Source organism: Solwaraspora sp. WMMA2059 (genome assembly GCF_027497315.1).
Taxonomy (GTDB): Bacteria; Actinomycetota; Actinomycetes; order Mycobacteriales; family Micromonosporaceae; genus Micromonospora_E.
This window is the reverse complement of sequence record NZ_CP114908.1, coordinates 906,216-918,388: the sequence shown is the minus strand read 5'-3', so window position 1 is coordinate 918,388 and position 12,173 is coordinate 906,216. Positions and strand designations below refer to the sequence as shown.

The following is a 12,173-nucleotide window of genomic DNA, read 5'->3' as shown; positions in this document are numbered from 1 at the left end:
TGAGCCACTGCTCCGGCCAGTGGCAGGCCAGCCGGCGAGGATCGCTCAGGCGACCGGTCTTCCAGCCGGGACGTCGATGATGCGCTGCTCGACCCGGGCGGTGTCGGCGGCGGCCAGGACGGCCACCACCTGCCGGCCGAACCGGACGTCGCAGGGGTGTCCCGGTGACCCGGCGGTGACCTGCCCGAGCAGCGCGTCGATGGCCGAGTGGAACGCCTGCCCGGTGGTCACGTCCCGGTGCGGCACCGGCACGATCCCGGGCTCGCCGAAGAACGTGACGTCGAAGGTCTTCGCCGCCACCGGGCCGTCCAGGTTGAGCGACAGCGTGCTGGTGGCCCCGCCGGTGTGTCGCAGTAGCAGGTGCACCCCGCCGGCCGGGCCGGGCATCGCGGCGACCCGGGCGACCGGGCCCAGCACCGGCAGCACCACCGACAGCGCGTGCGGGCCGATGTCCCACAGCCCGCCGTAGGTGCGCCGCCAGGGCGAGGCACCGTACGGGTTCCCGGGCTCGGAGATCGCCGCGAACAGCGCTCCCCGGGCACCGTGCCAGGCACCGTCGGCCGGGCGGGCCAGAAAGTCGATCATGGACGGGTTGAACCGGCTGGTGAAGAAGATCACCGACGCGACGTCCCGCCGGTCGACCGCCGCGACGACCCGGTCGGCGTCCGGCAGGGTCAACGCCAACGGCTTGTCCAGCAGCAGATGCCGGCCGGCGTCGGCGGCACGGACCGCGATCTCGGCCTGTACGTCGGGCGGCAGAGCGACGGCGACCGCGTCGACGTCGGCGAGCAACGCGTCCACATCCTGGTACGGTGCGACGCCGTACCGCTGCGCCAGCGCCGTGGCCTTCGCCCGGTCCCGCCCCCAGACGCCGACCAGTTCCGCGTCGGGGTGCGCGGCCAGCCCGGCCGCGTGGGTCTCGGCCGCCCAGTGCCCGGTGCCGAACAGACCAAACCGCAATGCCATTGCCACGTTTCCCTCCGTCGACCGGTGTTCAGTGTGACCGCTCAGCCCGGTCGGCGACGTAGCGGGCCTCCTCGGCGTCAACGGCGGCGGCCGCCGCCTCCTCGGCCAGCGCGGCGGCGCTCAGTTCGGCAACGTACGCCGCCTCTGCGGCACGCCGCGCGGCGGCGGCGACCACGTCGTACTCCCGGCGGGCGGCCTGGTCGCGGACGCGGTGCCGGTCGACGGCGCGGTCGGCCCGGTCCCCCGCCGTCGGGTCCGGCGGCGCGCCGCCGGCCCGCCGCCACACCGCACGCAGCTGCTGCACCGAGATGTCGCCCCGGCGGTACGCGGTGAGCGCGGCCCGGCTGACGTCGCGCCCGTGCTCGGCGGGCAGCGCCGCACCGGTGACGACGGCCGCCGGCCGGTCCTCCTGGTCGGCGAACAACGCCTGCTGATAGGCCTGGCCGGCGGTTTCCTGCCGCTGCCAGGCGTCGTCGCGGGCCAGCTCAGCGGCGGCCGCCCGGTCGCGCAGCTGCTCGGCGGTGGTCCGGGCGGTGTCGGCCGCGGCGGCGATGGTCTGCGCCTCGGCGGCGAGCTCGTCGGCCTCGGCCCGCAGCGCCCGCCGGTCGGTCGGGTGCTCTGCCGTACGGGCAGCCAACGCGGCCAGAGCTAGCAGGGCGAGCAGGACGAGACAGCTGGCGATCAGGAGGCCCCAGATGCCGACGCCAACCACCACACCCTCCCCAGGGTGGATCGGACCGTCCCGGACTGACTATAGACTCCGGCTGATACCGAGAGCCACCGTCCGGACACTGCGGATCGGAGCACCGGTCACCGGTCCTCGGCGACCTGCGGGGGCGCACCTCGGCGGGTCGCGTAGCTGGTGAGTAGGGTGTTCGGCGTGACTGTGGCAGCTGAGACGGCGGTGCGGCGGTGAACGGGCCGATCGCCACCGTGGTCATCGTCGGCGCGCTGGCCGTCGCCGGCTGGGCACTGCTCTGCGCAGCGTTGGACCGGCCGCCGGGGCTGATCCAGTACGGCGGGCTGGCGGTGGTCGAGGTCGCCCTGCTCGCACTGACCGTGGCCGCCGTGGTGGCGCTGGTCGGCGGGGAACGTCCCGGTGAACCACCGGTCTTCGCCGGCTACCTGATCACCACGCTCAGCCTGCCGCCGATGGCGGGGGTGCTGGGCCGGATGGAGCCGACCCGGTGGGGTTCGTTGACCATCGGTGTCTTCGCCCTGGTGATCCCGGTGCTGGTGGTCCGGCTGCAGCAGACCTGGACGGCGGTCGGCGGTGGCTGACCCGACATCGACGGCCGGGCGGACGGCGCGGACCGGGCGGACGGCGCGGACCCGCAGCGGGCCGGGCCGGGTGCTGATCGGCGTCTACATTCTGTTCGCGATCGCCGCCTCGTCCCGGGCCGGCGTACAGATCGCCACCCGGTTCGGCGAGGCGCCGGTGGCATACCTGCTCTCCGCCTTCGCCGCGGTGGTGTACCTGGTGGCGGCCGCCGGGCTGATCATCGACGGCCCGGTCGGTCGCCGAATCGCATACGGCTGCTGCACGGTGGAGCTGGTCGGCGTACTCGGCATCGGCGCGGTGAGTTTCGCGGTGCCGGCGGCGTTCCCGGACGAGACGGTCTGGTCGGGCTTTGGCAGCGGGTACGGCTACATTCCGCTGGTGCTGCCGGTCGTCGGGCTTCTCTGGCTGCGCCGCAGCCGAGCCTCGGCCGGTCCTGAGGCCGACGCACCGGCGTAGGCCGGCCACCGACGCTCGGGCCGGCTCGGCCACCTGCCGGCCGGCGTCCGCTGTGGAACCGTCGCTGATGTCGGTATCCCGACAGTGGACGGTGCCGGCATCGCAGCTCAGCGCCGGACTGCATGCGCTCCGCCATGCGCGTCCGACCTGCTGGGCCATCGCGCTCCATGCCCGGTCTGTAATTATTGTCCCGGGTTCCGTCACCGGCACCCTCGGGCCGGGAGCAAGTAAAGAGGGCGATGAACAATGGCGACCATCTACGACGTTGCGCGGAAAGCGAAGGTCTCCCCAGCTACCGTCTCCCGGGTCGTCAACGGCCACACCAACGTGGATCCCGCGCTGGCCGACCGGGTCCGGCGGGCGATGCACGAGCTGGACTACCGGCCCAACGCGGTGGCCCGTAATCTGCGCCGGAGCCGGACCACGTTGTGGGCGGTGGTGATCAGCGACATCGGCAACCCGTTCTTCACCGCCCTGGTCCGCGGCGTCGAGGACCTCGCTCAGCAGGCCGGCTACTCGGTCGTGCTGTGCAACACCGACGAGGATCCGGTCAAGGAAAGCCGCTACCTGAACGCGGTCCTCGCCGAACAGGTCGCCGGGGTGATCATCGCCCCGTCCGGGCCGGCCGCCGATCTGGGGCAGCTCATCGCCGCCCGGGTGCCGGTGGTGGTGGTCGACCGGCAGCTGCACGGCAGCCGGATCGACACCGTGCTGGTGGACAACGAGCACGGCGCCCGGCTGGCCACCGCACACCTGCTCGACTCGGGCTACCGGCGGATCGCCTGCATCACCGGCCGACGTGGCGTCTGGACCGCCTGCCGACGGCTCGGCGGCTACCAGCGGGCGTTGGCCGATGCCGGACAGCCGTACCAGGAGGAGTTGGTCCGCCACGCCGATTTCCGCTCCGACGGCGGCTACCGGGCGATGACGGAGCTGCTGCGGCTGCGACCGCGACCGGACGCGCTGTTCGCGGCAAACAACCTGATGACCGTCGGTGCGGTGGAGTGCCTGGTCGACCAGGGCATCGCGGTGCCGGCGGAGATGGGTGTGGTCGGCTTCGACGACCTGCCGTGGGCACATCTGGTTCGGCCCGCGTTGACCACCGTCACCCAGCCGACGTACCAGTTGGGCGAGACCGCCGCCCAGCTGCTCATCGAGCGGATCGCCAGCCCCGACCGGGCCGCGACCACCGTCACCCTGCCCACCAAGCTGCAGGTCCGGGAGAGCTCGGTACGTCGCCGGCCGCCAGCGGTCGTTGAGCAGGTGTAGCGCTGTCGGCCGCCGGGTACCGGATGGGCTTACCGCGGACGCAGGGAGCACCATGGCAGTCACCGTCGACACCCCGCCGGACCAGGTCGGTGGGCTGACCGGTTGGGTGGCTGACGTCATCGCCCGGCTGGGCGAGATCGGGGTCGGCCTGCTGGTGGCGTTGGAGAGCGTCGTCCCGCCGATCCCCAGCGAGGTGGTGCTGGCGATGGCCGGCTACCTGGCCAGCCAGGACCGGGTGAATCTGGTCGGGGTCTGGGCCGGGGCGACGATCGGCTCGCTGGCCGGCGCGTTGCTGCTCTACTGGCTGGGTGCGGCGATCGGCGAGGCACGACTGCGACGCTGGTTGGACAAGGTGCCGCTGGTCGATCTGGAAGACCTGGACAAGGCAGACCGCTGGTTCGAGCGGTACGGTCGGTGGGCGGTGCTGTTCGGCCGGATGGTGCCGGTCGTGCGGAGCCTGGTCTCGGTGCCGGCCGGCGCCGACCGGATGCCGTTGACCCGGTTCAGCGCCTTCACCACGCTGGGCAGCGGGGCATGGAACGCGCTGTTCGTCGGTGCCGGGTTCGCGCTCGGTTCACAGTGGCAGCAGGTCGAGCGGTACAGCCGTTGGTTCGACGTGGCGGTCCTCGTGCTCCTTGGCGGGCTGGTCGTCTACTGGGTGGTCGGCCAGGTCCGGCGTCGCCGCCGTCGGGCTGCGGCCGGCCGCCGACCGTCGCCCTGATGCCAGGGACGGTTCGGCCGACGAGCCGTCGGCGGTGCCGATAAGCCCTCGGCCGACCAACTCGGCGTGACCCGACGGGACGACAGACCCGTCCAGCCTCGATGCCACAGGTGCATCTTGATGCACCTGTGGCATCAGACCTGCGGAGACACCTTTGGGTTCCCCGGAGCCGCGAGGTTCATGAACCCCTTGCGGATATACCCCTAGGGGGTATTGTGGCAGCGTGGGAACGGACGGAACCCGAAACGACGAGCACACCGGCCACGGTGGCCACGACAAGCACGCGGGGCACGATCCGGAGATGTTCCGCCGCAGGTTCTGGCTGAGTCTCGCGCTGACCGTACCGGTCGTGCTCACCAGTCATATGGTGATGGACTGGTTCGGCTACTCGCTGAGTTTTCCCGGGATGTCCCTGGTCGGCCCGGTGCTCGGCTCGGTGGTGTTCTTCTACGGCGGCTGGCCGTTCCTGGTCGGCGGCGTACACGAGGTCCGAGACCGTGCCCCCGGCATGATGCTGCTGATCTCGATGGCGATCACCGTCGCCTACCTGGCCTCACTGGCCACCAGCGTCGGCGCCTTCGACCTGGACTTCTGGTGGGAGCTGGCGGCGCTGGTGACCATCATGCTGCTCGGCCACTGGCAGGAGATGAAGGCGATCGGCCAGGCGCAGGGCGCGCTGTCCGCGTTGGCCGCGCTGCTGCCCGACGACGCGGAACGGGTCGCCGACGACGGGCAGGTCCAGCCGGTCATGGTGGCCGACCTGCGAGCCGGCGACCTGGTCCTGGTGCGCTCCGGCGCCCGGGTACCCGCCGACGGGCGGATCACCGACGGCGAAGCCGAGCTGGACGAGTCGATGATCACCGGAGAGTCCCGGCCGGTACCCCGACGCGTCGGAGACCCGGTGGTGGCCGGCACCGTCGCGACCGACTCGGCGATCCGGGTACGGGTCGAGGCCGTCGGCGAGGACACCGCCCTGGCCGGCATCCAACGTCTCGTCGCACAGGCTCAGGCCTCCAGCGGCCGGGCCCAGATGCTTGCCGACCGATTCGCCGCCCTGCTGTTCTACGTCGCGATGGCCGCCGCCGTGCTGACCTTCGCCGCCTGGTGGACGTTCGGCAGCCTCGACGATTCCGTGGTACGGACGGTCACCGTACTGGTGATCGCCTGCCCGCACGCCCTCGGCCTGGCGATCCCCCTGGTGATCGCGTTGTCGACGGCCGTGGCGGCCAAGGCCGGGATCCTGGTCAAGAACCGGCTGGCCTTGGAGCGGATGCGCACCGTCGACGCGGTGCTGTTCGACAAGACCGGCACCCTGACCACGGGCGCGCACACCGTGACCGGCGTCGCGGCGGCTCCCGGGCACACCGAGGACGACGTACTGCGCCTGGCCGCAGCGGTGGAAACCGACAGCGAGCACCCACTGGCCCGCGCCATCGTGGCCGCCGCCACCGAACGGGGTCCGACGAGCGCCGCAACCGACTTCCGGTCGTTGACCGGCCGGGGCGTGCAGGCAAACGTGGATGGCACTCAGTACGCCGTCGGCGGCCCGGCGCTGCTGGGCGAACTCGACGCCTCAGTCCCGCCGGAGCTGACCACCACGACCGACGCTTGGTCGCAGCGTGGTGCCGCCGTACTGCATCTGCTGCGGCTCGACGGCGGCCGCGCCGAGGTGCTCGGCGCTATCGGGCTGGCCGACGAGGTCCGGCCCGAGGCCCGGCAGGCGATCGCCGAACTGCGCCGACAGGGCATCGACAAGATCATGATGATCACCGGTGACGCCCGGCCGGTCGCCGAGGCGGTCGCCGCCGATCTCGGCTTCCGGTCCGGCGTGGACGAGGTCTTCGCCGAGGTGCTGCCCGCCGACAAGGACGAGACGGTGGCGGACCTGCAGGCCCGGGGGCTGACCGTGGCGATGGTCGGCGACGGCGTCAACGACGCACCGGCGCTGGCCCGTGCCGACGTCGGCATCGCCATCGGGGCCGGCACCGATGTCGCGATCGAATCCGCCGGAGTCGTTCTCGCCTCGTCCGACCCGCGCGGGGTCACCGGGGTGATCCGGCTGTCGAAGGCCTCCTACCGCAAGATGCTGCAGAACCTGGGCTGGGCCGCCGGCTACAACGTCATCGCCATTCCGCTCGCCGCCGGCGTGCTGGCCTGGGCCGGGCTGACGTTGAGCCCGGCGGTCGGGGCGATCCTGATGTCCGCGTCCACCATCGTGGTCGCCCTCAACGCGCAACTGCTCCGCCGGGTGCGACTCGCCCCGGACGAGCGGTAGCGGGCAGCCCGAGCTCCGTACGCGACCGGCACGTCACGGCCTTGTCGAACCAGACCCTTTCGACGAAGGTCTCGCGCTTTACCAGACCCAGCAACGTGGTCCGGGAGGCGACCAACGACCGGCGGGCCTGCTCCTCGGTCAGCCCGTCCAGACAGCGGTTGAGTGCGCTGCGGTGCTCGTCGAGGAACGCCTCGAACTGAACGCGCAGCTGCTGGGTGACGACCTGGTCCGGGAACGCCTCACCCGGGAACCGGGTACTGCCAGTGAATGTACCGTCCCCCAGTGGATCTCGGTTGCGCCGACCTGTTTCTAATTGAGACCGCTGGTAGACGCGTCGACGCCGACGCGGGCGGCTGCGGCTGCCGCTTCGGCGGCCCGGTCTGCCGTGGCCTCGTCGACCGGGTCTCCGCTGACGAGCAGGCGGTAGTACAGCGGCGCCGAGACGGCGCGGATGACCTCGACGGCGTCCGTGCCCTGAGGCAGTTCCGCCCGCCGTACGGCCTGCTCCACGCAGGGTGGCCACTCGGCAATGCGGACGGCGTAGAAGCGGTGCAGCGCCTCGGCGGCGCGGGGGTCGCAGGTCGCGGCGACGATGACCGCCCGGAAGAGCGCACCCTGACGCGGATCGGCCAGGGTGCGCTGCACCAGCCGGGCGTTGGCCCGCAGGTCCCCGATCAGCGATCCGGTGCCTGCGCCAGCGCGGTGCGCTGGGCGGCGTCCGGGGTGATCCGGTAGTTGTAACGGAGCTGCACGGCCATCATATGTATCATGTTGGTTTATGGTCGAACTTCAAGGCATCCGCACCGGCAGGCACTGCACTTTCGCGATGCATGTCCACTTGGTTTTCGTGACGAAGTTCCGGCACAACGTGTTCGCCGACCGGCACCTGACCCGGATGGAGGCGATCATGCGAGACGTGTGCGCCGACTTCGAGGCCGAACTGGTCGAGTTCAACGGCGAGAATGACCACGTCCACCTGCTGGTCAACTTCCCGCCCAAGGTCGCCGTGGCCAGGCTGGTCAACAGCCTCAAAGGGGTCTCCTCGCGCCGCCTCCGGCAGGAGTTCCCCGACCTGGCGCGCCACTACTACCGGGCCAACAAACTCTGGTCCGGCTCGTACTTCGCCGGGTCTGTCGGCGGCGCGCCCTTGAGCGTCATCAAGCAGTACATCGAGCAGCAGAACCGTCCCGGTTAAGGCACTGCTCGGGCCTGGCTGCCCCCCCCCCAGCGCGAGCCTTCACCCCCGGCCTGAAGGCCGGAGCACTGGCCCGCATTCCGGTAGCCGGAGGCGGCGGCCCCGGTCACGTCGCCGATCTGGATCCGGGTCAGGGCAGATGCCGTCGACCGGCTGAGAGCGTTCTCCCCGGGAGGTTGCCGATCTACGTTCTAGGGAGCATCAGAACTGATGGGGACGGTTGGGATCGCTCGAATCACATGGGAGAGCGCTCTCAGGGTCTATACGTCTCCAGACTGGACTTGTCAACCGATGTCGATGCCACAGCCGGCGTGGAGACTGGCTCTGAACCCGTGCGGCCGCCCCCGGCGGGGGCGGCGTGCGGATCACCGGCACCCTTGGAGACACCCGTCCGACCAGGCCGGGCAGCTCGTAAAGTCAGTTAAATCCCTGCATAGCAGTGGATAAGGAGACAGTGTGCGCGTGTCGCATGGAGGAGCCCGGTGAACGGCTGGTTCGAGCAGACCATCGTCTCGACCGGGCGGCTGCCGCTGTTCTGCTTCTTCGTCGGCGTCGTCCTCGGCTTCGCGTTCATCCGCTTCTCGGTCCGGATGATCCGGGCACAGGTGCGCTGGTGGCCCGGCAACGTTACCCGCGGCGACCTGCACATCCATCACGTCGTCTTCGGGGTGGTCTTCATGCTGGTCGCCGGGGTCGCCGGGCTGGCGATCCCGGTGGAGACGACCTTGTGGCGAGCGGTGGCGGCCGCGCTGTTCGGCGTCGGCGCCGCGCTGGTGCTCGACGAGTTCGCCCTGCTGCTGCATCTGAGCGACGTCTACTGGTCGGAGCGCGGCCGCACCTCGATCGACGCGGTCTTCGTCGCGATCGCCGTCTCCGGGCTGCTGCTGCTCGGCCTGCGGCCACTGGGTGCCAACGAGTTCCTCACCGGCGAGACCGACCCGGCACAGTTCGCCGGCGCCGCGCTCATCGTGATCAACCTGGTGCTGGCGGCGGTCACCCTGCTCAAGGGTAAGATCTGGACCGGGCTGCTGGGATTGTTCCTCCCGGTCCTGCTGATCGTAGGCGCGCTGCGGCTGGCCCGGCCGCACGCGCCCTGGGCACGCTGGTTCTACCGCGGCGAGAGCCGCTGGGCCGAGTGGCGGCGAGCCAGGTCCGCCGACCGCGAGCGCCGCTACCGGCAACCGATCATCCTGGCCAAGATCCGGGTCCAGGAGTTGATCGCCGGTCGGCACGACCTGCCGCTGCCCCGGCCACCCCGCCGCGAACGCTGAGCCGACCGGCGCTTCCGGCGGCACCGCAAAGCCGTACCGCCGGGTCACCCGAAGGCGCAGGATGGCCCGATGACCAGCAGTACTGTCGCCGCCGAGCCGGCCCGGCACCGGCCCGAGGCACTGACCGTGGGTGTGGAGGAGGAGTTCCTGCTCGTCGACCGTCGGTCCGGCGCCGCCGCGCCGGCGGTCGCGGCGGTGCTCGCCGAGATCCCGCCGGAGCTGCGCGGGCAGGTGCAGCGGGAGTTCCAGACCAGCCAGATCGAGATCGGCAGTCCACCCGGCCTGGACCTACGGGCGCTGCGCCGTACCCTCGGGACGCTGCGCGCCGGGGTCGCCGACGCCGCCGAGCGGGCCGGTGTCCGGCTGCTCGCCGTCGGCACCGCACCGGTCGCCGGACCGCAGCCCGACGTGGTCGACGTGGTCGACGACCCACGCTTCCACCGGATCGTCGAACGGTACGGCAGGCTGCTGCCCGGCCCGGGTACCAACGGGCTGCACGTGCACGTCGCGGTCCCGGACCAGCAGGTCGGCGTACAGGTGCTCAACCACCTCCGCCCGTGGCTGCCGGTGCTGCAGGCGGCGACCGCCAACTCACCGTTCTTCCAAGGCGTCGACACCGGGTACGCCAGTTGGCGCTCGGTGATGTGGCAGCGTTGGCCGGCGGTCGCACCGGCCCCACGACTACGCTCGTACGAGCACTACCGGTCACTGGTCGACGACCTGACCACCGCCGGTCTCATCCTGGACGAAGGGATGCTCCACTGGTACGCCCGACTGTCGGCGCACTACCCCACCGTCGAGGTCCGCATCGGCGACGTCTGCCCGAGCCTGGACGACACGATCCTGCTCGCCGCGCTGGTCCGCGGTCTGGTCGGCACAGCGCTCGCCGCGGTGGCACAGGACCGGCCACCTGTCGACGTGGAACATCATGTGCTGGTCGCCGCCCACTGGCGGGCCGCGCACGACGGGCTGGAGGGGCAGGCCGTGGACCTGAGCACCGGGGCACCCGCGTTGCGTCCCGGCTGGCACCTGCTGCGCCGGCTGGTCGACACCGTCCGCCCCGAGCTCGACCGGCACGGCGACGTCGCGCTGGTGAACTCGCTGCTGGGCCGGCTGCGGGCCCGGGGCACCGGAGCGGCCCGGCAGCGGGCCGTGCACGCCGGCACCGGCGACCTGGCAGCGGTGGTGGATTACCTGGCCGCGCAGACCCGCAGCCGGTCGATCATCCCGGCACCGCCGCACGTGACTGCTCCCCCCGCCGGTCCGGTCACCGATCCCCCGCCGGACCGCTGACCTGGTCCGACCAGACGCGACTGGAGAAGATGTGAGATGGCGCAACGGATGGTGGTGATCGGCGGTGACGCGGCCGGCATGTCGGCCGCGTCCCAGGCCCGGCAGCTGCGGGGCCCCGACGAGCTGAGCATCGTCGCGTTCGAGCGGGGCCGGTTCACCTCGTACTCGGCCTGCGGGATCCCGTACTGGATCTCCGGCCTGGTCGACGACCCGCAGGAGCTGATCGTCCGCGATCCGGAGACGTTCCGCCGCGACCACCACATCGACGTGCGTATCCGGCATGAGGTCACCCGGATCGACCTGGCCGCGCGGGAGGTGGTGGCCACGTCGTTCGGCGACGGCGGGCGGGAGGTCCGCGAGCCGTTCGACACCCTGGTGTACGCCACCGGAGCGGCGCCGGCGCAGCCGCCGTGGGCGGGCAACGCCGCCTCCGGCGTGTTCGGGGTGCAGACCCTCGACGACGGCGCGGCGCTACGGGACTGGCTCGACCAGGAACCGGTGCCGCGCCGGGCGGTGGTGGTCGGCGGCGGGTACATCGGGGTGGAAATGGCCGAGGCGTTGATCCGGCGTGGCCTGGCGGTGACGCTGGTGGAGCGCAGCCCACAGCCGATGTCCACTGTCGACCCAGACATGGGGGCGCTGGTCCGCTCGGCGCTGGTCGGGCTCGGCATCGACGTGCGTACCGGCGTATCGGTCACCGGTCTGCACGAGCGGGACGGGCGGGTCTGCGAGGTGCTGACCGACGAAGGCGCGGTGCCGGCCGACGTCGTGGTGCTGGGCCTGGGCGTACGGCCGAACTCCGGGCTCGCCGAGCAGGCCGGCCTGCCGATCGGCGTCACCGGCGGCGTCCGTACCGATCTGCAGATGCGGGTGGTCGGGGTGCCCGACGTGTGGGCGGCCGGCGACTGCGTCGAGACCTTCCACCGGGTCAGCGGGCAGCCGGTGCACATCCCGCTGGGCACCCACGCCAACAAGCAGGGCCGGGTCGCCGGAATCAACATCGGTGGCAGGTACGCCACCTTCCCCGGGGTGATCGGCACCGCGATCACCAAGGTCTGTGACCTGGAGGTGGCCCGCACCGGGCTGCTCGAACGTGAGGCGGCGAAAGCCGGGTACGCCTACGTCAGCGCCACCGTGGAGTCGAGCAACCGGGCCGGCTACTTCCCCGGTGCCGCCCCGATGACCATCAAGCTGATCGCCGAGCAGCACACCGGGCAGCTGCTGGGTGGGCAGATCGTCGGTACGTCGGAGGCTGCGAAGCGGATCGACGTCCTGTCGGTCGCGGTGTGGAACCGGATGTCGGTGGCCGAGATGACCGCCCTCGACCTGGGCTACGCCCCGCCGTACTCGCCGGTCTGGGATCCGGTGCTGGTCGCCGCCCGACGGGCCAACGACGCCGTCGCCAACACCCCGTGAGCGGGCGCCCGGCCGGGCCGGACGGGTAG

Annotated in this window: 14 protein-coding genes; 9 read left to right on the top strand and 5 right to left on the bottom strand. The window is 71.6% G+C overall.

Annotated features, from left to right (window positions below; translation table 11 throughout):
- Positions 1 to 45 precede the first annotated feature (45 nt).
- Both O7553_RS04270 and O7553_RS04265 read right to left on the bottom strand, forming a co-directional pair.
- A complete protein-coding gene (locus O7553_RS04270) occupies positions 46 to 966 on the bottom strand; it encodes a Gfo/Idh/MocA family oxidoreductase (RefSeq protein WP_281553569.1) in 921 nt (306 codons plus the stop codon).
- A 28-nt stretch (positions 967 to 994) separates the two neighbouring features.
- Positions 995 to 1,678, bottom strand: a complete 684-nt coding sequence (locus O7553_RS04265) for a hypothetical protein (protein ID WP_281553568.1) — start codon at positions 1,676 to 1,678, stop codon at positions 995 to 997.
- A gap of 200 nt (positions 1,679 to 1,878) precedes the next feature.
- On the opposite strand from O7553_RS04265, the gene O7553_RS04260 reads away from it, so the two are divergent.
- The 5 genes from O7553_RS04260 to O7553_RS04240 all read left to right on the top strand — a co-directional run bounded on the left by O7553_RS04260 (position 1,879) and on the right by O7553_RS04240 (position 6,969).
- Positions 1,879 to 2,247, top strand: coding sequence for a hypothetical protein (locus O7553_RS04260; protein WP_281553567.1), 369 nt, complete (start codon positions 1,879 to 1,881; stop codon positions 2,245 to 2,247).
- Positions 2,240 to 2,704 (top strand): hypothetical protein, encoded by a 465-nt coding sequence (locus O7553_RS04255; protein WP_348650107.1) that lies wholly within the window; start codon positions 2,240 to 2,242, stop codon positions 2,702 to 2,704. The genes O7553_RS04260 and O7553_RS04255 overlap by 8 nt, the downstream gene beginning before the upstream one ends.
- A 246-nt stretch (positions 2,705 to 2,950) precedes the next feature.
- The gene (locus O7553_RS04250) at positions 2,951 to 3,973 is read left to right on the top strand and encodes a LacI family DNA-binding transcriptional regulator (protein WP_281553566.1); all 1,023 of its coding nucleotides are present in this window, start codon (positions 2,951 to 2,953) and stop codon (positions 3,971 to 3,973) included.
- A 52-nt stretch (positions 3,974 to 4,025) separates the two neighbouring features.
- On the top strand, positions 4,026 to 4,694 hold the full coding sequence (locus tag O7553_RS04245; RefSeq protein ID WP_281553565.1) for a DedA family protein: 669 nt from the start codon (positions 4,026 to 4,028) through the stop codon (positions 4,692 to 4,694).
- A gap of 301 nt (positions 4,695 to 4,995) precedes the next feature.
- A complete protein-coding gene (locus O7553_RS04240) occupies positions 4,996 to 6,969 on the top strand; it encodes a heavy metal translocating P-type ATPase (protein WP_348650131.1) in 1,974 nt (657 codons plus the stop codon).
- Here O7553_RS04240 and O7553_RS04235 read toward each other — a convergent pair.
- The 3 genes from O7553_RS04235 to O7553_RS04225 form a co-directional block, all read right to left on the bottom strand.
- Complete coding sequence (locus O7553_RS04235; protein ID WP_281555461.1) at positions 6,920 to 7,177, bottom strand: DUF664 domain-containing protein; 258 nt, start codon at positions 7,175 to 7,177, stop codon at positions 6,920 to 6,922. The genes O7553_RS04240 and O7553_RS04235 overlap by 50 nt on opposite strands.
- Before the next feature lie 101 nt (positions 7,178 to 7,278).
- The gene (locus O7553_RS04230; protein WP_281553563.1) at positions 7,279 to 7,614 is read right to left on the bottom strand and encodes a TetR-like C-terminal domain-containing protein; all 336 of its coding nucleotides are present in this window, start codon (positions 7,612 to 7,614) and stop codon (positions 7,279 to 7,281) included.
- 29 nt (positions 7,615 to 7,643) lie between these two features.
- A complete protein-coding gene (locus tag O7553_RS04225; protein ID WP_281553562.1) occupies positions 7,644 to 7,739 on the bottom strand; it encodes a helix-turn-helix domain-containing protein in 96 nt (31 codons plus the stop codon).
- Positions 7,740 to 7,747: 8 nt separating this feature from the next.
- Between O7553_RS04225 and tnpA the strand changes: the two genes are divergently transcribed.
- The 4 genes from tnpA to O7553_RS04205 all read left to right on the top strand — a co-directional run bounded on the left by tnpA (position 7,748) and on the right by O7553_RS04205 (position 12,144).
- On the top strand, positions 7,748 to 8,164 hold the full coding sequence (gene tnpA, locus O7553_RS04220; protein ID WP_281553561.1) for an IS200/IS605 family transposase: 417 nt from the start codon (positions 7,748 to 7,750) through the stop codon (positions 8,162 to 8,164).
- A gap of 482 nt (positions 8,165 to 8,646) precedes the next feature.
- Positions 8,647 to 9,435 (top strand): hypothetical protein, encoded by a 789-nt coding sequence (locus O7553_RS04215; protein ID WP_281553560.1) that lies wholly within the window; start codon positions 8,647 to 8,649, stop codon positions 9,433 to 9,435.
- 69 nt (positions 9,436 to 9,504) lie between these two features.
- Positions 9,505 to 10,728 carry a glutamate--cysteine ligase gene (locus O7553_RS04210; protein WP_281553559.1) on the top strand — a complete coding sequence of 408 codons (1,224 nt, stop codon included), beginning with the start codon at positions 9,505 to 9,507 and terminating at the stop codon, positions 10,726 to 10,728.
- Positions 10,729 to 10,764: 36 nt separating this feature from the next.
- Positions 10,765 to 12,144 carry an FAD-dependent oxidoreductase gene (locus O7553_RS04205; protein WP_281553558.1) on the top strand — a complete coding sequence of 460 codons (1,380 nt, stop codon included), beginning with the start codon at positions 10,765 to 10,767 and terminating at the stop codon, positions 12,142 to 12,144.
- Positions 12,145 to 12,173: the final 29 nt, after the last annotated feature.

Coding starts and splice junctions, on each gene's coding strand:
- O7553_RS04250 (WP_281553566.1), top strand. CDS start 2,951: ATGGCGACCATCTACGACGTTGCGCGGAAAGCGAAGGTCTCCCCAGCT.
- O7553_RS04225 (WP_281553562.1), bottom strand. CDS start 7,739: ATGATACATATGATGGCCGTGCAGCTCCGTTACAACTACCGGATCACC.
- O7553_RS04205 (WP_281553558.1), top strand. CDS start 10,765: ATGGCGCAACGGATGGTGGTGATCGGCGGTGACGCGGCCGGCATGTCG.
- O7553_RS04245 (WP_281553565.1), top strand. CDS start 4,026: ATGGCAGTCACCGTCGACACCCCGCCGGACCAGGTCGGTGGGCTGACC.
- O7553_RS04210 (WP_281553559.1), top strand. CDS start 9,505: ATGACCAGCAGTACTGTCGCCGCCGAGCCGGCCCGGCACCGGCCCGAG.
- tnpA (WP_281553561.1), top strand. CDS start 7,748: ATGGTCGAACTTCAAGGCATCCGCACCGGCAGGCACTGCACTTTCGCG.
- O7553_RS04240 (WP_348650131.1), top strand. CDS start 4,996: ATGTTCCGCCGCAGGTTCTGGCTGAGTCTCGCGCTGACCGTACCGGTC.
- O7553_RS04270 (WP_281553569.1), bottom strand. CDS start 966: ATGGCATTGCGGTTTGGTCTGTTCGGCACCGGGCACTGGGCGGCCGAG.